Raw genomic sequence first — 22149 nt, 5'->3', positions numbered from 1 at the left:
ATGAGCGGAATCGAAAAACTGCAGCGCAACTGGTACGTGATGATCGTGCCCGCGGGCGTCATCATCGCACTGCTGGGCTCGGTCGGCCTGCCGATGCTGTTTCCCGCACTCAACAGCTCGCGCTTCCGGTTCGGGCTGATCATCGCGGTGGTCGTCGTGTTCGGCGCGGTCGCGGGATGGCGCGCATGGCGGGGACGCCGCAACGCCGGCGCGATCGCCGAGGGCATCGCCACACCCGACCGGGGCGAGGCAGACGCGGCGGCGGTTTCAACGCGGCTGCGCGAGGCCTTGGCCGAGTTGCGCAAGGCGTCCGGGCGCCGCAAGAACTATCTCTACGCCAAGCCGTGGTACGTCATCATCGGCCCGCCCGGCGCCGGCAAGACCAGCGCCTTCCTCAATTCCGGGCTGCGCTTTCCGTACGCCGACGGTGCGCTGAAGGGGGAAGGCGGCACCCGCAATCTCGATTTCTGGTTCACCGACGATGCCGTGCTGGTCGATACCGCCGGCCGCTACACGACGCAGGACTCCGACCCGCGCGGCGATGCCAAGGGGTGGGAGCGATTCTTGACGCTGCTGCGCCGGACACGCCCGCTCGAACCCGTCAACGGCATCATCGTCACGATCGGTGTCGACATGCTGGTATCGGAGGATCGCGAGCGGATCGACGCGCACGCCGCGGCGATCCGCCGTCGCCTCCAGGAACTTCGGTCCACGCTCCGGATCGCCGCACCGGTCTATCTTTTGCTGACAAAGACCGACCTGCTCGAAGGCTTTGGAGACTTTTTCGCCGATCTCGCCGCCGATGGCCGTCGCGCGGTGCTGGGTGGCACGCTGGCGATCGACGAGCCCGTCACCGCCGCGACCATGACCGCGGCGTTCGATCGGATGGTCGAGGCGATCGACGCACGAACCGCCAAGCGCCTGCAGGATGAGCCCGATCGCCAGCGCCGTAGCCGGATCATCGGTTTTTCCGCGCAATTGCTGTCGCTGCGCGAACGGTTTGCCCGGCTGGTGGGCGGCATGCTGCCCGAGGACGACGCGCCGGGCCATCGCCTCCGCGGCTTTTATTTCGCCAGCAGCAAGCAGGAGGGATCGCCGATCGACCGGCTGCTGGCATCGCTCGCCACCTCGTATGATGGCATTGCCAGTCCGGCGGCCACCACGCGAACGCGAGCGTTCTTCCTGAACCGCCTGTTCGCCGAGGTCATGTTTCCGGAGGCGGGGCTGGTCGAAGCGGAGCCCGTCGTGCAGCGACGCCGGCACCTCGCCAATATCGGCGGTATCGCCGCGTTCGCCGCGGTTGCGATCGTCATGCTGTTCCTGTGGGATGGCTCGTTCCAGGCCAACAAGGGCTTGCAGGCGGCCGACCTGTCGGGCGCGCGAGCGGCAGCGGCGGCAATCACTGCCAGCGGCGCCGACCTGGCGGAGGTGCGTGCCGACGATCCCGACCTGGAACAGATGCTGCCCGTGCTCGATCGGCTGCGGGCACTACCGGGCGGCTATGCCGCGCAACTGTCGGGACGGCCGTCGTGGCGAATGCGGCTCGGCCTCTACCAGTCCGGCCATGCGCAGGCGGCACGCGCGACGTATCTGGAGGCGCTGCAACGGATCATGCTGCCCCGCCTGTTGCTCGAACTCGAACAGGCGCTTCGGACCGACGCGCAGACGCCCATCCGACTGTACGATCCGCTCAAGACCTATCTGATGCTGGGCGGCTACGGCCCGCTCGACGCGCGTGCCGTGGGCGCCTGGGTCCGGAACGACTGGGCGACGACCGCCTTGCCGGGCGCGGACCGGGAGGATGTCCGACGCCGCCTGGCGGAACATCTCGATGCGCTGCTTGCCGACGACGATCTAGGGCGGGTGTGGGCAAACCGTCGGGCACCGCTCGATGGCCGGTTGCTCGCCCAGTCGAGAGCGGCGGTGATCGGGCTGCCGCTCGCCGACCGCGCTTATGCGATGTTGCGCCAGCGTGCCGCCGCCTCCGGGCATTCCGACTGGCTGGCAAGCGCGGTGATGGCCGAAAGCGATGGCCGCGCATTCCGCAACGGCGACACGGTCATGGCGCTGTCGGTCCCGTGGTTCTTCACCCGTGACGGCTATAAGCGGGCGTTCGGTCCGGGACTCGCGGACATCGGCGCGGAACTCGACCGCGACCTGTGGGTATTGGGGTCCGACGGGGCCAAGGTGTCGGTTCGCGATCAGTTGACCGCGATCAACGATACCGTCGCGCGCAGTTACGCACAGGACAATATCGCCGCGTGGGATCACGTGCTGGCAACGCCACAGCCGGCCAATTATTTTGGCGATCGCCAGGCGCTCGGCAGCTTCACGCGGACGCCATCGCCGCTGCGGACGCTGTTGGATCAGACCGTTAAGAACACCACGCTCGGGACGTCGCAAGCATCGAGTGCGCGGTTCGATGCGGGAACCGCGATCCAGGCACATTTCCGGCCAGCAGCGGCCTTCACGCGCGGCGAGGCCGGAGCACCGCCGCCGGTCGACGCGCTCGTCCAGGCGGTCCGGCAGGCTGCGTCAGCCGCGTCGGCAGGCGCCATGCCAGGCGCGAACGTCGGCGGTGATGCGCTGCGTGGCCAGTTCGCCTCGGCGCTGGGCGATCTCTCCACCGCCGGCGTGTCCGCCCCACCACAATTGCAATCCTTCGTCGGTGGTATCGGCCGCAACGGTCGCGGTGCCGCCGCCAGGACAACGGAGACCATGCTGAACGACCAGTACAGCGCGACGATCCTCGCCAGTTGTCGCACGACCACGAATCGCCGCTTCCCGTTCGACGCCGCCGCCACTACCGAGGTGTCGCCGGCCGAACTGCAACGCGTCTACGGCAACAACGGCGAAATCGACGGGTTCGTCCGCGGCAACCTCCAGCCGCTGCTCGTACAGGCACCGGAGCGGTGGCGCTGGCGGACGAACGACACGGTCGCCAGCCGGTTCTCGCCGTCGAGTGCCGACTCGTTCCGCAAGGCCGCGGCGATCCGCGACCTTACGGCCGGCGGGCTGGTCCTGCAGGTCTCGCTCCAGACCGCGGGCGCCGATGTCACGACCGTCGACCTCGCGGTCGGCAACACCCGTTATGCGCTGGCGGCGCGCGATCCGGCCTCGTACCCGATCGTCTGGACCCCGACGACACTGCCGCAGGCGTCGCTCGCGCTGATGAACGGCACACAGACGCTGTCGCGGATCGACCGGCAGGGCAGCTTCGCGCTGTTCCGGTTGATCGCCGCCGCCGAACGCATGCAGAATGCCGGCGCGCAGGCGATCGTCGTCTGGTTCGGCGACGCACCCCACCGCACCGCTTTGCGCGTGACCTACGCATCGGCCGCCAACCCGTTCGCGCGCAACGGCCCCTTCTCCTTCCGCTGCCCGGAGCGGTTATGAGCGAAACCCGCCCCTTCCTGTTCGGCAAACTGCCCGCGTTCGGCGATTTCCTGTGCCGTGGCCTGACCCTGGAAGCGCAGCGTATCTGGGACCGGCGCTGCATCGACACGCTAGCCACAACACGCGCGCGCGGCGGCGAGGCGTTCGACCGCATCCTCGAGACGACGCCGCCCCGTGGCTTCGTCCTGGAGCCGGGACGCGGCGAAGCCTATTGGCAAGTGGGGTGCGCGGCCTTTTCGTGCGACCGGGTCGGCCGGCCGTTCCTGTTCGTACTGGGCGTGGTCGGCGGTCGCGGACTGCGCGACGACGGCGAATGGATGGCGCCGAGCCTCGAACGCTGCCTGTACGACGCGTTCCTCCAGCAGCGTGATGCTGCCGCGATCCTCGACGACGCCGTCAACGCGCTGGCCAATATCCCTCCCAAGGCCGAGATCGCCTCCCCGCCGATGCGGGAATGGCAGGCGGACTGGACATTATGACGATGCGATCGCCGGCGGCCCTCCGTCTCGAGCAGGCATATCGGACTCATCCGGGCACGGTGCGTGCGGTCAACGAGGATGCAGGGGTGGTCCGTCTGCAAGCCGGGCTATGGGCCATCGCCGACGGGATGGGAGGGCATGAGCGCGGCCAATGGGCCTCGCGCACGATCGCCGACGCCCTGGAGCACATTGCGCTTCCGCTCGCCATAGAGGGCGCGGCCGATGCCGTGACGGAGGCCCTGAACGCTGCCAACGCCACGATCTGGGCCGCGACCCGCAAGAGCGGCGCACCGATCGGATCGACCGTGGCGGTATTGCTGATCCGCGACGACCGCTATGTAGTGTTGTGGGCCGGCGACAGTCGCGTCTATCGCCACCGGGCGGGTACGCTGACCCAGCTCACCACCGATCACACCGAGGTCGAACGAATGATCGCGCGGGGGCTGCTCGATCGGCGGGATGCTGCGGACCATCCCTTTCGCAACGTGCTCGCGCGGTCGGTCGGCACGTTCGAGGCCCTGCTGCTCGACCGGATCGAGGGATCGCTCGCGGGGGGCGACGTGTTCCTGCTATGCAGCGACGGGTTGAGCGGGATGGTCGATGATCGTGAAATTCGCCGTGCGCTCGTATCGGCATCTCCCGACCGGGTCGCGCAACTGCTGCTCGATCGCGCCCTCGAACGTGGCGCGCAGGACAATGTGACGGTGACGATCATCGGCTGCGAACAGGCGACCCAGATCGGCGCGCTGCTGCTCGAAATCTGATGGCGTGGGAACGGCGCTGTGACGATCGTTCCCCCTTTTGCGTTGGCGACCTGCGCCGATCTGCTGCCTATCGACGTGGGCGAGCAGCCGCCGCGGCATCCAGGCAGCGCGCGTATTCGGTGCGGAAGGCCCTGCTGAACAGGTCCATGAACGCTTCGTCGGCATCGCGCACCACGCCCTCGAATTCGTCTTCATAGGCATGCCACAACGCCGCGGCGCGCGCTTGCGGCAGCAGCTTCGCCAACCAGCCGCCACCCCGCCGCCGCGCGCGGATCGCGGCGGGCGAGAACCGCTTGATCGTCTGCTCGATCGCCGCACGCATCGCCGCCGCCGTCGCCATCTCGTGCAGCTGGATATCGCGGAACGCATCGTCGATCGCCAGCTCCGCCGGCATGAAACCCGGCTGCGGCGGCTGCAACAGCGTGTCCAGCATCCGCTCGGGCGACCGAATGAACTTGATCGGATTGTTGCCGTCGAGCTCGATCGTCGTCGACACGACGCCGAGATCCGCCTTGGCTCGCGCCCGTGCCTCGACCAGCGCGGCCAGGCCACCCAGCATCCGCAGCATCAGATCGGTGCGGGGCGGAACAGTGACGTCCGGCTCGGGATCGCGCGGTTCCGTGCTGTCGTTTCGCGGTTCGGTGCCGCGTGTCGGGACATCCTCCAACGCGCCCCAGCCACGCGCGACCTCGGGCGGCGGCGGAAGGACCGCATCGACCGGTTTCGTGCCGCGCTCCGCCAATTCTCCCCAGAGCTGCGCGGCGGACGGCGACAACTGTTCCGACGGTTCGCTCGCCCAGGCCGAGACCGAGAGCGGCGCCGGCGTGTCCCATCCACCCCCGTCGAACGGCAGCGGTACCGCCTCCTCGTTCGTGTTGGCGGTCGGTGAAGCCGACCGGGATGACGGTGCCGGCGCGACCTCGTTCCATTCGCTCCATCCTGGGCCGACGACCGCGGCGGGTGGCGATGCCGCGCCGGCACATTCCGCCAGCACCTCGTAAGCGCCGATCACGATCCGGTCGCCGTTCGCAATCCGGTGCGGCGCCGACAGCCGCTCGGTCGCACCGTTGACGAACGTCCCGTTGGTGCTGCGGTCGGTCAGTACATAGGTCCCGTCGCGGTAGCTGATCTCGCAGTGGCGCGACGACAGATGGTTCTTGCGGTCCGGCAAACTCCAGTCGGCATGGACCGACCGCCCGACGATGGCGCCGTGCCGTACCAGCCTCAGCATCGTCGGCGCACCATTCTCGAGCGTGTCCATGCCCTGTATCGACAAAACCAGCGTCATGCTGCGCACTCCATCGTTTCTGCCATCCGCGCACCGGCGTCGAGGACCGCGTCCAGCCCGGCATCGCCGTGCGGTGCCGCCGCCAGGATCACCGCCGCCGCGGCAAAGCGACCGGTCGCATCGCGCGGCGCGAGGAACGGCGCGGAACCCTCGGGGGCGACGGATCCGCCCGCCATGAACGCCGCCCAGGCGCATAGTCGCTCGGGTGTCGGCGTGCGCATGGTCCGCGCGATCGCTTCGGCGTCGCGACGGCGCACTTCCGACGGGTCGCGCAACCAGGCCGTGACGGTCGCCATCGCATCCGCGTCGGGCTGGCGCACGAGATCGTACACGCCCCGTGCCGCCCACAGCACCGCCTCGTAGCGCGGCATCGCCACCGCGAGGAAAGAGGCCGCGTCCGCCCCCCTGCGTCGTGCCCGCAGTCGCGCGAAGCAGTCATCGGGCGCCAGCCGGTCGTCGGCACCCGCCGGCCACTCCAGCAGCGATCGCACCTGCCCCGCCTCGGTCCATACCGATCCATGCCAGGGCTCATTCATGCGATGACCACCGCGCCGCCGAGCACGTTCACAGCCGCCTTGCCGTGGATCGTGCTGACGGTGCCTTCCCAGGTGAGCGCGGACAGGGCGTTGCCGGTGATGGTCGTGCCGTTCAACGTGATCCCGGCGGGCGTCAGGCTGATCATATTGGGGCCAACCGCGAGCGTGATGCTGGTCGAGGTCATCGTGATCCGCGACGTCCCCTGTGCAACGGTTATGGTCGCGGGGGTCATCAACACGCGGCTCGTGCCGACGCGCAGCATGATGCGCTGGCGTGCCTGCACGGTCGACGCGCCGCGGGTGATCGTCAGGCTGTGGTTGCCGGTCTCGACCGTCGTGCTGTCGTTGCGCCGGACGGCGGTCTCGCGGTCGCGGCCGACCCGGTTCGCCTGGTCGCGGTTCACGGTTTCCGCGTCGTCGTACAGCACGTCGGTGCGGCGATTGCGCTGCGCACGCAGATAGACTTCCTCGGCCCCGCCCTTGTCGTCGAAGCTGAGTTCGTTGAACGCCGGCGCGCGCGGCCTGGTCTCGGCCCCCCCATAGCTGCCCATCTTGCCGATCGTATTCGACCGGTACAGCGACCGCGTCCGATTGGCGGGCAGCGCGTAAGCATGTTGGTGACGTGAATTATAGACGCGGCCGGTCACGATCGGGCGATCGGGGTTGCCGTTGAGGAAATCGACGATCACCTCCTCGTCAAGCCGCGGCAGCGTCACGTGGCCAAAGCTCGCGCCCGCCGACGGATGCGAAACGCGCAGCCAGCATGACCGCGCCTTGATGTCGGCCTCGTCGGATTTCTTCCAGAGGAAGCGGACCCTTACCCGGCCCATGCGGTCGACGCGGCTGTCGTCGGCGCCGCCCTCGATGACGATCGCGGTCTCCGGCCCCGCGAACGGCGCCGGCGTCACGATCGGTGCGCGCCACTTCGTCTGGCTGGTGATCGCCTCGATCGAGACCTCGCGCCGTGCCATGTCGCCGTCGCTGCGCCACGGTTCCGCGTCCATGGCATAGTCTAGCGTGGTGACGATGAACTCGCGGCCACGATCAAAGGCGTCGGTGGAGTCAAGCTTGAACAGCCCCCCGCAGGCGATGCCGATCGTGTCGCCCGATCCCGTATAGACCCGTTGGTCGGCGCGCGCCGCCTCCAGCCGCACCTGCGCCCAATGCTTGGCCAGCGTCGGATCGACGAAGTCCCCAGTATAGTCGTGAATTTCCTGCGTATCGGCCGGGCCGCGCGTACCGCCGTCCGCGCGTCCATCGCGGACCAGGGTCTTCTCATAGTCGAAGCTCTGGATCAGCACGCGCCGTTCGCCGCCGCTCCGTACATGCTCGTGCCACTCCCACAGCGAGTCCTCGGTACCATGACCGCCGACGAGGTCGGGACGAAGCTTCACGGTCGCGGCGCGGGGCGAGGGCTTGTGAGCGGCCCGACTGTCGCACAGCACCATCGTGTGCTCGCCCTTCTCGTGGCGAAAGTAGAAATAGATCCCCTCTCGCTCCATCAGGCGCATGACGAACGACAGGTCGCTCTCGCGGTACTGCGCGCAGTAAGGCCAGGGCCGATAGGTCTCGGTCAGCCCGCCATAGTCGATATGTCGACTATGGGGCGCGAGCACATCGCGCAGCATCTGCACTACGGTCTTCTGCTCGAAGATCCGATACGCACGATTGCTGTCGAGCAGGTGCAGCCAAGGCCGCAGCACCAATGCGTAATGATGCCCCTCGTCGGTCTGTCGCAGGTGATGCGCCTCGATCACCAATCCATGGAAATACCGGACCGGCGCGTCCACCTCGTAAACCGTGATGCAGGCGGGCTTGCCCAGCGCAGGCAGGATGTCGACCCGGTCCTCCAGCACGACTTCCGCTTCGATCTGGAAAGGCTGGCTTAGCCGCTCGGCCGAATGGAAGCCAATCAACCGGGCCCTGGATCCCAGTGCCACATCGATCTCTGCCTGCCGCTTCATGCGACCGCTCTTGCGTTACGTTCGACATCATTGCGGCGATTGCTGCACGCCGATTGACGGGTTAGCCCGCATCGCCGCCATCGTGGCGTCACGACCGACACGGAGCGGCCTGCATGACGATCGATCTCGAACGCTTCCTCGCCCCGATATCCGGCGACGATCCCGCCGGACCGGACCTCGCCTACGACCCCGACCGTTTCCGCATCGAACAGGCGTTCGACACGACGTCCGGAGGCGATGGATCGACGGATGCTCCGGCTATTTCGGTCGACTGGCGCGAGATTGTCGCGCTGATCGTCGATCAGGCGGATCGCACCAAGGATATCTGGCTTGCCATCTATCTCGCCCGCGCCGGCGCGAGGTCGGGACGCCTGGACGTGACCGTTGCTGGCGTACAGGCGCTCGCCGGGCTTACCGACCGCTTCTGGGATACGGTCCACCCCCGGCTCGAGGATTACGGCTTTCCCGGCCGCCGCGGTGCCTGCGACACGCTCGCCAACTTCACGGCGTTCGTCAGTCCGCTCCAAGGTATCGCGCTGATCGAGCATGAACGTTTCGGACGCTTCGACGGCGCTGATCTGATCCGTTTTGCGCGTGGCGGTGCCAACGAGGACGGTTATGGTGCGTTTCGTGCCGCGCTCGACGATCCGGCGATCGGCCCGGAGAACTTGGTTGCAGCCATAGCGCATCTCGACGTGCTCACCGAGGCGCTCAGGGAGGTGGACGCAACGCTGGTTGCCTTCGCCGAGGGCGATACCGGCAGCAATTTCGCGCCTGTCTACGTTGCGATCCGCGCGATCCGGGCTGCGGCGAACGCGCTGCTGCCGGCGGAACTGCGCGACCATGCCGACACGGAAACGATTGTCGCGGTACCCGGCGGCAGCGCCCTCCCCGATGTCCTGAACGGTCGTGCCGACGTCGCCAAGGCGCTCGACCTGGTGATCGATTTCTATCGCCGGCAGGAACCCTCGAGCCCCATTCCTCTCCTGCTGGAACGCGCGAAGACGTGGATCCCGCTCGATTTCATCGAGATACTCGACGATATCGCCCCCCGTTCGATCGACGAGGTCAAGAACATCCTGTCCGCGCGTGCGCAACGTTGAAGGGCCAGGATCGCGCATGTTCGCCATCGTACTTTCCCGCGTTACCTTGACCTGCCAGACTGCTTAGGTCCGCGGGTTTGGCGGAGAAACATCATTTGAGTTTCAGACGAAACATCGGCCGCGCAGTTGCGAGTATGGGATCGACGTAGAAGGTATCGACACGAAGCCGCGCAGAGGCGAAACCCGTTTACCCGAACGAGGCGTCCATTAGCCAACTGCGGTGCGAACCAATTCACTGACAGGGCCAGCTTCAGCCCCAGCGCAAGCCCCAGCAACCGCGTGACGCGGGCATCGATCGGCTCGACCAACCCGCTCCGTGCCCGGACCGGCAGCCCATCTCCGTCGGTGCGATCGACGACAATCTCGCTCACCCGGGCCCTGCCCACTGGTCCGTTATCGAGCGCTACCGGCGAAGTGGCAGCCGCATCCTATGTTCGCGATCGTGATTGACACCGATGTGCTGGGCTCGTCCTGGCGATCGCTGACGACCTGGCGGCGTGCAAGATCGGGACGAGGTGTTCTCGATGGTGCGCGTCCAGAAAGACCTGATGAAAGGCAGCGTGGCACATCCTCAGTATATCAGGCCGTGGGCTACAGCGCTGACCCACAAGCTTGTGGGTATCGATCACGTCGACGCCGCGGCCACACCTGTATCGCTGCTGATCGCTTGGAAGTCCTGATCGAGGCAGGACACGACGCACCCGATCTATTCCAGGCGTTTCACCAGGAGCCGTGCCGCTCGAAGGCAAGACGGGGGTAGTGACGGCACCTGCGATAGGGTCGGCGACCGCCTCGTCCAGCTTGTCAGATGGCAGGGGACGCAGGTGGTCGCCGTCGCATCGACCAAGGACGGGGAGCTGATGCACCAGCTGCTACCGCTTCGTCGACTCTACCAAGGATGCGGCCAAGGATGCTATCGACGATGCGGAGCTTGTCGTTGACGCGGTCGGTGCCGCGAACATGGAGCGTTTGTCGCCTACCTTGAAACCGGGCGGTGGCCTTTTCATGGTCCAACCGCGCAACGGTCACAGTGCGTTTGCACAAAAAGGCGCATCGCCAGGTTCGAGGCATGCACTCGCTGCTAGCCAGCGGCGAGTGCCTCGGCAGTCTCGCGATAGGTGTGCAGTGGACGGCCCAGCAGTGTCGTGAGACGCTCGACGTCGTCTTCCTTCGGGATCATGCCGTCGCTGACGTAGCGCTCGGCCATCAGGCGCATTTCGTAGGCGCTCCACTTGGGCATGAAGGTCGCCATGTTGGACTCGAACCCGCTCGGATCGTCACCGCCGTACACCACGTGCCGGCCAAGCACGTCGGACCAGATCGCGGCGATCTGGTCGCCGGTGAGCGTCTCCGGGCCGACGACGTTGATCGTTGTCATCGGCAGTTTGCCCGGTGCCTCATCCCGACGGATCAGCTCTAGTGCGGCGAGCTCGGCTATGTCGCGCGCGTCGACCATGGCGACGCCCTTGCCGCCGATCGGTATTGGATAGACGCCGTGCTGCAAGATCACGTCCTTCACCATCACCTCGTTGTCGATGAAATAGGTTGGGCGCAAAATGGTCGCGCTGAAGTCCATTGCTTCGAGCATCCGCTCGGCACCGTATTTGACTGCGAAGTGCGGTACGTTGACCGCCCGGTCAGCGTCGAAGACCGACAGGTACACGATCCGCTCGACACCCGCCTCATGCGCAACGTTGAGGGTTACCAACGCCTGGGTAAACTCGTCGCCGGTCACGGCATTGAGCAGGAACAGCGTGCGGACGCCGACGAAAGCGGCACGCAGCCCATCGATGTCGAGCAGGTCTCCCTGGACGACCTCGACGTCGGCCGGGAAATCCGCCTTCGCAGTATCGCGCGTCAGGACACGAACACGGGCGTCGCGGTTCACGAGCTGGTCGACGACATGGCGGCCGACACGGCCGGTTGCACCAATCACGAGAATGGTCATTGGGTTACTCCTTCGATTTGTCTTGCTGACGAACCGAAGATGCGTGATCCATCCGCAAACGAATAGACGTGCAATCTGGACGCGCCGTCTCACCAGTGGAACGCTTATGGATCTGCTTGCGCTAGCCGACTTTACTCTTGTCGCCCGCCATGAGGGGTTCGGAAAAGCGGCGCGTGCGAGCCACCGCCCCAAGGCGACGTTGTCGCGACGCGTTTCCGAACTTGAAGCCGCGCTCGACGTGCGCCTGTTCGAGCGTGGTGCACGAACATTGAAGCTGACCGAAGAAGGCCGGGCGCTGTTCGCCCGTACTGGCCCATTGCTCGCCGAGTTGGAGGAGCCCGCCGTCGCGATCGGTTCGGGTGGCGAGACGCCGCGCGGGCGGCTGCGGATCAGCGCGCCGCTATTGTTCTCGCAGACGGCCATGGGTCGGCTGGCCGCGGAATTCATCCGCCGTTACCCGGATGTTCGCCTGGAAGTGACCACGGACGACCGAATGGTGGACATGATCGAAGAGGGCTACGATCTCGTCATTCGGGTCAATCCCGCGCCAGACGATACGCTGGTCGGTCGTCCTTTCCTGCATGACCGACTGGTGGTGGTGGCTGGTCCCGGCATGGTGCGGTTGGCAGCGGGGATCATGCCCGCCGTGGTGCGCGGCAACGACCCTGAGCGAAGCTGGACCGTCGACACGACGGGCGGCCCTATCGAGATCGCGGTCAACCCTGTGCTGCGCCTGTCATCGCTGATCATGATCCGCGATGCAGTGCGTACCGGGGTCGGCGTGACCAAGCTGCCATTATCGCTCGTCAGCGAGGATATTGACTGCGGGCGGCTGGTGCCTTGGGGCAACGTTGCGAAATCTGAGATTGCGTTATGGGCGCTCTACCCAACGCGTCGGCTGCTTAACGCTCGCGTATCCGCCTTCCTGGATTTTCTGAGAAACTCCTTCCCGCGGGCCGCACCAGAAGAACTCGCTGCCTATCTAAAGAGGTAAGGCCGGCATCGACATGCTCCCAATTCGATCCCAATCAGAGATGCGTTACGCTGTTGCATGAGGCAGGACGTAGACGTCCGGATACCTTAGCAGTCGCTTTCCTACTTTATCGCTATGGCGGTGGGGACGCTAGAAAACGCGCAAGGCCTGATAGACCTGATCATGCCCCCTGTTCGAGCTTGTCTACGGGAGCAAGGCGCGCGCGCCTGTTGCACTTCGCCCGCTCAACTACGCTGATGACGAAGAACTCCCGATCATCTCCGCAACCTTGGCTGCCAGCCCTTGCATCGTGAAAGGCTTGGTGAGCAACGCCATCCCGGGTTCGAGATGCCCGTTACCGACCGCCGCATTCTCCGCATAGCCGGTAATGAAGAGCACCTTCAGGTCAGGGCGGAGAGAACGCGCCGCGTCAGCGACCTGCCGCCCGTTCATGCCGTTGGGTAAGCCGACGTCGGTGATCAGCAGCTCGATCTTGGCACCCGATTGCAACACCTTGATGCCTGCTGCGCCATCCGCTGCGCCAATCACGGTATATCCCTGCTCGTCGAGCACCTCGTCGATGAGATGTCGGATCGTCGATTCGTCATCGACCACCAGGATCGTCTCGCCGCTAGCCAAGGCAGCGGATGCGATCGCCTCTTCCTGATCACTCGGCAAGGCATCGCCCGCATAGCGAGGAAGATAGATGCAGATCGTGGTTCCCTGCCCCAGCTCGGAGGAGATCCTCACCTGTCCACCCGACTGGCGAGCGAAACCGTAAATCATCGAAAGACCGAGCCCGGTGCCCTGACCAATCGGCTTGGTCGTATAGAAGGGTTCGAAGGCGCGCTCGATCGTTGCCGGCGACATGCCCGTGCCGGTGTCGGTGACGCAGACCGACAGATATTGGCCGGGCGGCAGGTCGCGCTCCAGAGCCGCGCGATCGTCCAGCGATGTCTTCGCCGTATCGATCGTGATCCGCCCGCCTTCGGGCATGGCGTCCCGTGCGTTTATGCAGAGATTGAGAATCGCGCTTTCGAGTTGCGTCGCGTCGATCATCGCGGGCCACAGCCCGGCCGCGCCCACCACCTCGATATTGGCGGTCGACCCGACCGTCCGGCGCAGCAGATCCTCCATTCCCGCGATCAGGCGATTGACGTCGGTTGGCTTGGGATCGAGCGTCTGCCGACGCGAAAACGCGAGCAGCCGCTGCGTCAGGGAAGCGGCCCGCCGTCCGGCACCTTGGGCAGCGTTGATGAAGCGCTCGGCGTCGTCGAGCTTGCCACGTTCCAGGCGCAACTGGAGCAACTCCAGGTTGCCCATCATGCCGGTAAGGAGGTTGTTGAAGTCATGCGCCAGACCACCGGTAAGCTGGCCGACCGCTTCCATCTTCTGTGCTTGGCGTAGCTGATCTTCGATTTGCCGCTGCCCGGTCATATCGACGCCGGTTCGCCGGACAGGTTTGCCGTTCTCGTCGAAATAGGTGTGTCCACGGGACAGCACCCATCGGACCGATCCGTCCGGATGAACCAATCGATATTCTAGCTCCAGATCTCCCGAGCGTTGCAGACCGCCAGACATTGTCTTCTGCAGCGAAATACGGTCCTGCGGATGAACGTTGGCGAGGAACTCCTCGCGAGGCAGGCCGGCGGCACCGCGCTCGGGGTCGAGTGCGTACAACGCCGAGACCGCCGCGTCGCAAAAGAAGAGGTCGGTGGCGACGTCGTAGGTCCACACGCCGACGCCCCCCACGGCCGACAGGGCGAGGCGCGCGAAATCCTGCTCGTCGTGCAGCCTCGCCTCCATCTCGCGCTCGGCCGTGACGTCGCGGCCGGTAGCGTAGGTGATGTCACCAGCCGGTGCGGCGACCCATGAGATCGTGCGGTTCGAGCCATCCTTGTGCCTATACCGGTTTTCGATTCTCAGCTGGTTCCCCGCCGCGGCCGTCTCATAGGCGTCGACCGTCTTGTCATGATCGTTCGGGACGACGAACTCGTTGACATGGTGTCCAATCAGCTCGTCGGGCTCATAGCCAAGAACCGTGGTCCAGGCCGGATTGACCCGGCGGAACATACCGTCGAAGTCGACCGCCACGAGAAGATCGGGCGAGGTGTCCCACATGCGGTCGCGCTCGGCCGTACGCTCATTGACCTGCCGCTCGAGCGTCGCGTTCAGCTTACGCAACTTCGCCTCGCTCGCTTGAAGAGCGGCCTCTGCATCGCGCCGGGCACTGATGTCGCTTGCCGCTCCGAACCATTCGATGATCTCGCCTGCCGCGCCCAGCAGCGGAACGGCGCGCGACTGCGTCCAGCCGACAGTGCCGTCCGAACGGACGACGCGATGTTCGAGATCGAACGTCGTCTTGAGCCGGATCGCGTCATCGATGGCTGCGGTCACCGCGGCGTGATCGGTCTCGGGAATATAGGACAGCAACCACGAACGATTCGGCTTCGACGAAGACGTGCTCGGCAGGAAGCCGCCGCCGTCGAGCTCCTTCATCTCTCCCCAGTCCGGACTCATTCGGTAGAGGACGTCCGAACTCGCTTCGGTCAGGAGGCGGAGGCGGGCTTCGCTCTCGCGCAAGCGCTGTTCGACGCTAACCGCATTCTCGGTCCGATCTGTCATAACGTCCTTAGCGCGCCGATCTATTCCAGCCATTTACCAACTGCCGAACACAGTGCAAATCGCACCTGATTACCTACGCAATTGAGGTGCTCCGATCGTTCCATAACGCGCCCGACCTCGGGCGGGTTCGAGCTGCGGCTTTGCGACTTTGCCGCGTATGCCGCTATTCGGATACGCGGTGTTTCAGCATGCTGGCTTTGTACAGAAGGCGTTCCATTTTTCCTATCGCGGCGCCCGACAACGTCAGGGGATCGTCGAGATCACCGGTGCCATCGCCGACGATCAGGCCCTCGGCGGTCAAATGCAGGAGCCAACGGGATGCTACTGCGGCTGGAATGCGGTGCAACTCGCTGATGTCTCGCCCGGTCATGCGGACACTGCGCGCGTCGGCAATGAACAGTTCGAGAAGAAAGTCCCAGCTGGGTTCGCCGAACAGCGATGCGGGAAGTTCCTCGGTACGGCTGCGCCGGAAGGCCAGCATGAACGCCGCCAGATCGGCAGCTTCGTCATGATCGATCACCCCACGGCACTCCGATCTTCGCGTCTCTTCACAAACAACACCTACACGACGTGGTGGTTGCGACGGTTCAAGACGAAGGAGGAGTGGGCGCGTCCGCGACCGGTTCAAGGTGGTCACGCGCCCTACACATTTGGCAGCCATCACGGTCAAGTGTTCTCATCCCCTCGACCGACAGGCTGATATATCAACAGCCCGACCAGATCGTCCGCACCTGTCCGCCCCTGCCCCGCGCTTTCGTCCAGGTCGGACGCCAAACCCTCTGAAGACAGCCCCCTGAAAAGGCTCAGGGCTGCTCCCCGACCGGTGCGACATACTCGCCCATGTCGGGAGCCTCATCCTGCAACTCGCCGCGCTGCAGGTTCGAGTGGCGGATGCCATAGGCGAAATACAGCACCACCCCGCCCGCCAGGTACCAGAGGAAGAACATCAGGACCTTCATCGGCACCGTCGTGATCAGGTAGACGCACGACGCGATGCCCAGCAGGGGCACAACCGGATACAGCGGTACGGTGAAGCCACGCGGCAAGTCTGGCGCGGCGCGGCGCAGATAGATGACCGACAGGCAGACGATCGAGAACGCCGACAGCGTCCCGACCGAAGTCATGTCACCGAGCACGTTGATGTCGAAGAACCCCGCCGCCACCGCGGTGATGACGCCGACCAGGACCGTGTTGACATAGGGCGTCTTGAACGTCGGATGCACGGTCGCGAACACCCGCGGCAACAGGCCGTCGCGCGCCATCGTGTAGAAGATCCGAGTCTGGCCGTACATCAGCACCAGCACCACCGACGTCAGGCCGATGATCGCGCCGATCTTGATGAGCTTGGCGAGCCAGCTCCAGGTCGGGCCGAAACTGTCGACTACCACAGCGACCGGATCGGGCACGTTGAGCGCGGTATAGGGCACCAGCAGGGTCATGATCGCTGCCACGAGCATGTAGATCAGCGTGCAGACGACCAGCGCCCCGATGATCCCGAACGGCATGTCCTTCTTGGGATCCTTCGCTTCCTGCCCCGCCGTCGAGATCGCCTCGAAACCGACATAGGCGAAGAACACGATCGAGGCGGCGCGCATCACGCCGTCGACGCCGAACTTGCCGTCGCCCTGGCTGGCGGGGATGAACGGCGTCCAGTTGCGCGCGACCAGTTCGTTGAAGTGCGACAGCACGATCGCGCCGCCGACCGCGATGAAGGCGACCAGCACGCCGACCTTGATCGCTACGATGATCGTGTTGACCTTGGCCGATTCCGCTACGCCCCGCACCAGCAGCGCGGCAAGTGCGAGGCAGATCAGGAACGCCGGCAGGTTGAAGATCGTCGTCACAGGGTGTCCGTCGACCAGCACCGGCACGCCGCCCCGCATAAGCGGGTAACCGGCCGGCCCGGTGAACTGCGGCGGAATGTGCACGCCAAAATCGCCCAGCAGGCTGACGACATAGCCCGACCACCCGACCGCCACCACCGACGCCGCCAGCCCGTATTCGAGCATCAGCAGCGCACCCATCATCCAAGCGACGAACTCGCCGAGCGTCGTGTAGCCATAGGTGTAGGCCGACCCCGACACCGGCAACGTCGACGACAGCTCGGCATAGCACAGCCCGGCGAACGCGCAGACGATACCCGCCACGACGAACGACAGCAGCACCGCCGGTCCGGCATGCAGCGCGGCCGCCGAGCCGGTGCGCACGAAGATGCCCGCGCCGATAATGCAGCCGATGCCCAGCATCAGCAGGTTCCATTTGCCCAGCGTTCGCTTCAGCTCGCTCGCCGCGGTTTCGCGTTGCACCTGCGCAATGGATTTGCGCGCGAACATGCGCTCGACGATGCCCCTCGCGGCCTTGGTTGCCATATTTCCCCCGGGGTCAGATAAGCCAGCCAACGCGTCTAAGCGCAGCGACCAACCGGGACAACGCAATCTTCCTACTTTCTAGGGGGTTAGCGTTTCGAAGCCCGTGCCATTCACACAGCTGCCCTACGCTCCGTTACGCGACACAAGGCCAGTGTTGGTGATCGACTGCTGTCATCAATCGTATCCGAATAATCGATTGGACAAATGTCGGTCATTTCCTGCATCTTCCGATCACGCAGGTAACACTGATTGAGAGAGGACGCCGACATGGCCGATTACGAACAGCCCAAGAGCAGCGGTTGCCCGATGGGCCCCAATGGCGGCGGCGAGGTCAAGGCCCGCTCGCTGCTGGGTCGCACGAACAAGGATTGGTGGCCGGATGCGCTGCCGATCGACATGCTGCATCAGCATGGCGTCTCCCCCGACCCGATGGGCGAAGAGTTCGATTATGCCGAGTCGTTCCAGCAGCTCGACTATGGCGCGCTGAAGGCGGACCTGACCGCACTGATGACCGACAGCAAGTCCTGGTGGCCTGCCGATTACGGTCACTACGGCCCGTTCATGATCCGCATGGCGTGGCACGCCGCCGGCACCTACCGCGTGACCGATGGTCGCGGCGGGTCGTCGTCGGGCCAGCAGCGCTTCGAGCCGCTCAACTCGTGGCCGGACAACGGCAACCTCGACAAGGCACGTCGCCTGTTGTGGCCGCTGAAGCAGAAGTACGGCAAGAACATCAGCTGGGCCGATCTGTTCATCCTCGCCGGCAACGTCGCGATCGAGAGCATGGGCGGACCGGTCTTCGGTTTCGCCGGCGGCCGCAAGGACGTCTTCGCCTCCGAGGGCGACACGTTCTGGGGCGCTGAGGAGCTCTGGGTCAACGAGGGTGCGCAGACGCGCATCAGCGAGGATATGCCCGAGCTCGAAGGCCCGCTTGCTGCGATCCAGATGGGTCTCATCTACGTCAATCCGGAAGGCCCGGGCGGTGATCCGAACCCGCTCCTGTCGGCACGCGACATGAAGGCGACGTTCCTGCGGATGGCGATGAACTCCGAGGAAACCGTCGCGCTGACCGCCGGCGGCCACGCGTTCGGCAAGTCGCATGGCGCCAAGCCTGCCCCGCATTTCAAGGCTCCGTCTTCGGAATCCGTGCACATGCAGGGTCTCGGCTGGCTGACCGACAGCGAGGAGATCGGCCAGGGCCACATCACGACCTCGGGCATCGAGGGCGCATGGTCGAACAACCCGACCAAGTGGACCGGCGATTACCTGCGCCTGCTGTTCAAGTACGACTATGAACTGACCGAGAGCCCGGCCGGCGCAAAGCAGTGGCAGCCGGTCAACCCGGCACCGGAGGACATGGCACCCGACGCACGCGATCCCAACAAGCGCGTGCCGACGATGATGACCACCGCCGACATGGCACTGAAGACGGACCCCGAGTTCCGCGAGATCGCGCTGCGTTTCCGCGACGATCAGTCGGCGCTCGACGACGCGTTCGCACGCGCCTGGTTCAAGCTGACGCACCGCGACATGGGTCCGCGGGTTCGCTACCTCGGGCCTGAGGTTCCGGAAGAGACGCTGATCTGGCAGGATCCGGTTCCCGAGGGCACCGCGCCGTCGGACGCCGACGCCGCTGCGTTCAAGGACGCCGTGCTGTCGAGCGGGCTGACGATCGGCGAGCTGGTCAAGACCGCCTGGGCGTCGGCATCGAGCTATCGCCGGTCGGACCACCGCGGTGGTGCGAACGGTGCGCGCATCGCGCTCGCCCCGCAGAAGGACTGGCCGGTCAACGAGCCAGAGCAGCTGAGCAAGGTCTTGGCCAAGCTCAACGAACTGCGCGGCGATATGTCGCTCGCCGATGCGATCGTGCTTGCCGGTTCGGCAGCGGTCGAGAAGGCGGCGCGCGATGCCGGTCACGACGTTTCGGTGCCGTTCCTCGGTGGACGCGGCGATGCCACGCAGGAGTGGACGGATGTCGAGAGCTTCGTGTGGATGGAGCCGCAGGCTGATGGCTTCCGTAACTACCTGAAGACGCGTCACCCGGTGAAGACTGAGGAGCTGTTGCTCGACAAGGCGTCGCTGCTCGGCCTGTCCGCGCCGGAGATGACCGTGCTGGTCGGTGGCTTGCGCGTACTGGGTGCGAACTTCGGCGACGCGCCCGAGGGCATCCTCACCGAGCGTAAGGGCCAGCTGACCAACGACTTCTTCGTCAACCTGCTCGACAACGACACCTTCTGGGATCTGGTCGACACGTCGAGCGACGAGAAGTTCATCGGCTATGATCGTGGTGGTCGCGAGAAGAAGTGGCAGGCGACCCGTACCGACCTGATCTTCGGCTCGAACTCGCAGCTGCGCGCGACGGCCGAAGTCTATGCCGAGAACGGCCACGAGCAGAAGTTCGTTCGCGACTTCGTCAAGGCGTGGGTCAAGGTCATGAACGCCGATCGTTTCGACGTCACGGCCAAGCCTGTTTCGTCAAACCAGGCGACCTGAACTTCGGTGACATGAATATAAGCCGTGGTGGGTCGGACAATGTTCCGGAACACCACGGCTTAGCTATGACTGGCCTATGTAGTTCATAGGCAATTACACGGTACCCGCCCTCGCTCGTCGTCTGGGGCCATTGCGCTACACACGTATGCGAGGCGGTCTGCGAAAGCGCCGGTTATCAGATCTTCGCGAAGATGATCGCATTCGTCACGCCACTTCAGGAACGCCCAAAGTCACCCGTTTCGGCGGTAGACAGACGGATCGCGTGATCGTGACAGCGCCAGCCAGAGAAGCCGATTTTGACAGGTTCCTGGTAAAGCTCATCGACCCAACCAAAGTTACGCGGATGCCTTAGCTCACGGCGCAGTCCGTATGAGCATTTCGCGCTAAATCTTATAACTCTCGGCAAAGGCTCGGGAGGAGACGGAACCCTAACGTCTCGCAATTCTCGACGATGAGTTGAAGATCACCGTGCGAGCCAGCCGCCATCGACGGCAAGGATGTGGCCTTGCACGTAGTTGGCTGCCGCCGACGACAGGAACACCGCCGCACCGCCGAGATCGCTCGCGTCACCCCATTTGCCTGCCGGTATGCGGTCGAGGATCGAACGGTTGCGGGTCTCGTCCGCCTGGAGTGCAGCGGTGTTGTTCGTCGCGATGTATCCCGGTGCGATCGCGTTGACGTTGATGCCCTTGGCCGTCCATTCGTTCGCGAGGAGCTTGGTGAGGCCGCCGATCCCCGACTTCGATGCAGTATAGCTCGGCACGCGAATGCCGCCTTGAAACGTCAGCATCGAGGCGATGTTGACGATCTTGCCGCCACCGTTCGCGATCATGTGGCGACCGGCCGCCTGGCACAGGAAGAACACCGACTTGAGGTTGGTGTCGATCACCGCGTCCCAGTCGGCTTCGGTGAAGTTGACCGCGTCGGCGCGGCGGATGATGCCGGCGTTGTTGATCAGGATGTCGAGACCGCCGAGCTTGGCCACCGTCTCGTCGACGACGCGCTGGACCGGTTCGATCGTCGACAGGTCGGCCGACACGATCTCCGCTTTCCGTCCGAGCGCGCGAATCTGCGCGAGGGTATCTTCGGCAGGCGTACGACCGACGCAGGCGACGTCCGCGCCGGCGGTCGCGAGCGCGAGGGCGATCGCCTGGCCGATGCCAGTGTTCGCGCCGGTGACGATGGCGACCTTGCCGGTGAGATCGAAGGGGTTTGTCATGCTTTCTCTCTCATTCCCCTCCCGCCTGCGGGAGGGGCTAGGGGAGGGGAAATGCGGACCAACGCTCGTGGACACGCCCTCCCCCGACCCCTCCCGTTAACGGGAGGGGAGCAGAAGTTACGCCAGCTGGCAGATATCCAGGACGTTCATGTCGGTATAATCCTGGTTCTCGCCCGCCATCGCCCAGATGAACGCGTACGCCTTCGTCCCCGAACCCATGTGGATCGACCAGGGCGGGCTGATCACCGCTTCCTCGTTCGCCATCACAATGTGGCGGGTCGCTTCGCCCTCGCCCATGTAGTGGAACACGCGATCCGTCTCGAGATCGTCGAGCTCGAAGTAGAAATAGATCTCGCTGCGACGTTCGTGGATATGCGGCGGCATCGTGTTCCAGACGCTGCCCGGCTTCAACACCGTGAGGCCCATCACCAGCTGTGCGCTGTCGCAGATCCCGGGAATGACCATTTGGTAGATCGTCCGCTCGTTCGAGTCCTCGAGGCTGCCGCGCTCCAGTGTCGTCGCATCACCGACCGAGATCACGCGGGTCGTGAACGCCTTGTGCGCCGGGCACGACGCCAGATAGAAGCGCGCGCCGTCGCCGGAAAACTGCACGTCCTTGGCGCCCATCGTCACGTACAGGCAATCCTTGTTGCCGAGCATGAACGTCTCGCCGTCGACCGTGACGGTGCCCGTGACCTTGCCGACGTTGACGACCGCGAGTTCGCGACGCTCGAGGAACGGGTGCCCTGCAGCCGATGCCGGCTCGGCCTGGTCGGGCAGCTTCACCGAGCCGCTTGCGACGGCGACGCCGCCGATAACGAAACGCTCGGCATGGGTGTAGTTGAGCACGCACTCACCGTCGCGGAACAGGTCCTGGATCAGGTATCGGTCGCGCAGTTCGTCGTTAGAGACGCACTCCATCATGTCGGGGTGCGTGGCGTAATAAGTGCGGTCGTACATGCGGGACTCCGATGGCCGAGAGATGGATGCCG

16 protein-coding genes are annotated in these 22149 nt (G+C 65.0%); 7 read left to right on the top strand and 9 right to left on the bottom strand.

Annotated elements, in window-relative coordinates; genetic code table 11:
- Genes tssM through AC59GX_RS13255 form a run of 3 tightly spaced genes read left to right on the top strand, consistent with a single transcriptional unit; the run spans position 1 to position 4639 of the window.
- Positions 1-3396 (top strand): type VI secretion system membrane subunit TssM, encoded by a 3396-nt coding sequence (tssM, locus tag AC59GX_RS13265; RefSeq protein ID WP_426281431.1) that lies wholly within the window; start codon positions 1-3, stop codon positions 3394-3396.
- Positions 3393-3875: a type VI secretion system-associated protein TagF gene (gene tagF, locus AC59GX_RS13260; protein ID WP_426281432.1), complete on the top strand. Its 483-nt coding sequence runs from the start codon at positions 3393-3395 to the stop codon at positions 3873-3875. Before tssM ends, tagF begins: the two co-directional genes overlap by 4 nt.
- On the top strand, positions 3872-4639 hold the full coding sequence (locus tag AC59GX_RS13255) for a PP2C family protein-serine/threonine phosphatase (protein WP_426281433.1): 768 nt from the start codon (positions 3872-3874) through the stop codon (positions 4637-4639). Before tagF ends, AC59GX_RS13255 begins: the two co-directional genes overlap by 4 nt.
- A gap of 67 nt (positions 4640-4706) precedes the next feature.
- On the opposite strand, the gene tagH is transcribed toward AC59GX_RS13255, so the two are convergent.
- From tagH to AC59GX_RS13240, 3 genes are read right to left on the bottom strand one after another with little or no spacing between them, the layout of a single operon-like run.
- Positions 4707-5927 carry a type VI secretion system-associated FHA domain protein TagH gene (tagH, locus tag AC59GX_RS13250; protein ID WP_426281434.1) on the bottom strand — a complete coding sequence of 407 codons (1221 nt, stop codon included), beginning with the start codon at positions 5925-5927 and terminating at the stop codon, positions 4707-4709.
- The gene (locus tag AC59GX_RS13245; RefSeq protein WP_426281435.1) at positions 5924-6463 is read right to left on the bottom strand and encodes a DUF6931 family protein; all 540 of its coding nucleotides are present in this window, start codon (positions 6461-6463) and stop codon (positions 5924-5926) included. Before AC59GX_RS13245 ends, tagH begins: the two co-directional genes overlap by 4 nt.
- Complete coding sequence (locus AC59GX_RS13240) at positions 6460-8427, bottom strand: type VI secretion system Vgr family protein (RefSeq protein ID WP_497301863.1); 1968 nt, start codon at positions 8425-8427, stop codon at positions 6460-6462. The genes AC59GX_RS13245 and AC59GX_RS13240 overlap by 4 nt, the downstream gene beginning before the upstream one ends.
- Before the next feature lie 113 nt (positions 8428-8540).
- Here AC59GX_RS13240 and AC59GX_RS13235 point away from each other — a divergent pair, with 113 nt between their 5' ends.
- Together AC59GX_RS13235 and AC59GX_RS13230 are read left to right on the top strand one after the other, a co-directional pair.
- Positions 8541-9530, top strand: coding sequence for a type VI secretion system protein TssA (locus tag AC59GX_RS13235; protein ID WP_426281437.1), 990 nt, complete (start codon positions 8541-8543; stop codon positions 9528-9530).
- A 524-nt stretch (positions 9531-10054) separates the two neighbouring features.
- Positions 10055-10210, top strand: coding sequence for a hypothetical protein (locus tag AC59GX_RS13230; RefSeq protein ID WP_426281438.1), 156 nt, complete (start codon positions 10055-10057; stop codon positions 10208-10210).
- A gap of 401 nt (positions 10211-10611) precedes the next feature.
- Here the strand turns inward: AC59GX_RS13230 and AC59GX_RS13225 are convergent, their stop codons facing one another.
- Positions 10612-11478 (bottom strand): SDR family oxidoreductase, encoded by an 867-nt coding sequence (locus tag AC59GX_RS13225; RefSeq protein WP_426281439.1) that lies wholly within the window; start codon positions 11476-11478, stop codon positions 10612-10614.
- 106 nt (positions 11479-11584) lie between these two features.
- On the opposite strand from AC59GX_RS13225, the gene AC59GX_RS13220 reads away from it, so the two are divergent.
- Positions 11585-12472, top strand: coding sequence for a LysR family transcriptional regulator (locus AC59GX_RS13220; protein ID WP_497301861.1), 888 nt, complete (start codon positions 11585-11587; stop codon positions 12470-12472).
- A gap of 228 nt (positions 12473-12700) precedes the next feature.
- On the opposite strand, the gene AC59GX_RS13215 is transcribed toward AC59GX_RS13220, so the two are convergent.
- The 3 genes from AC59GX_RS13215 to AC59GX_RS13205 all read right to left on the bottom strand — a co-directional run bounded on the left by AC59GX_RS13215 (position 12701) and on the right by AC59GX_RS13205 (position 17445).
- The gene (locus AC59GX_RS13215) at positions 12701-15076 is read right to left on the bottom strand and encodes a hybrid sensor histidine kinase/response regulator (protein WP_497301859.1); all 2376 of its coding nucleotides are present in this window, start codon (positions 15074-15076) and stop codon (positions 12701-12703) included.
- Positions 15077-15239: 163 nt separating this feature from the next.
- Positions 15240-15596 carry a hypothetical protein gene (locus AC59GX_RS13210; RefSeq protein WP_056488936.1) on the bottom strand — a complete coding sequence of 119 codons (357 nt, stop codon included), beginning with the start codon at positions 15594-15596 and terminating at the stop codon, positions 15240-15242.
- Positions 15597-15879: 283 nt separating this feature from the next.
- A complete protein-coding gene (locus AC59GX_RS13205) occupies positions 15880-17445 on the bottom strand; it encodes an amino acid permease (protein WP_426281444.1) in 1566 nt (521 codons plus the stop codon).
- Positions 17446-17712: 267 nt separating this feature from the next.
- Between AC59GX_RS13205 and katG the strand changes: the two genes are divergently transcribed.
- Positions 17713-19938 carry a catalase/peroxidase HPI gene (gene katG / locus AC59GX_RS13200; RefSeq protein ID WP_426281445.1) on the top strand — a complete coding sequence of 742 codons (2226 nt, stop codon included), beginning with the start codon at positions 17713-17715 and terminating at the stop codon, positions 19936-19938.
- Positions 19939-20401: 463 nt separating this feature from the next.
- On the opposite strand, the gene kduD is transcribed toward katG, so the two are convergent.
- Together kduD and kduI are read right to left on the bottom strand one after the other, a co-directional pair.
- On the bottom strand, positions 20402-21157 hold the full coding sequence (kduD, locus tag AC59GX_RS13195; protein WP_497301857.1) for a 2-dehydro-3-deoxy-D-gluconate 5-dehydrogenase KduD: 756 nt from the start codon (positions 21155-21157) through the stop codon (positions 20402-20404).
- A gap of 117 nt (positions 21158-21274) precedes the next feature.
- Positions 21275-22117: a 5-dehydro-4-deoxy-D-glucuronate isomerase gene (gene kduI / locus AC59GX_RS13190; RefSeq protein WP_497301855.1), complete on the bottom strand. Its 843-nt coding sequence runs from the start codon at positions 22115-22117 to the stop codon at positions 21275-21277.
- Between the last annotated feature and the right edge of the window lie 32 nt (positions 22118-22149).

This window comes from Sphingomonas sp. 320_CC (assembly GCF_059691795.1).
This window is presented reverse-complemented; position numbering and strand designations above follow the sequence as displayed.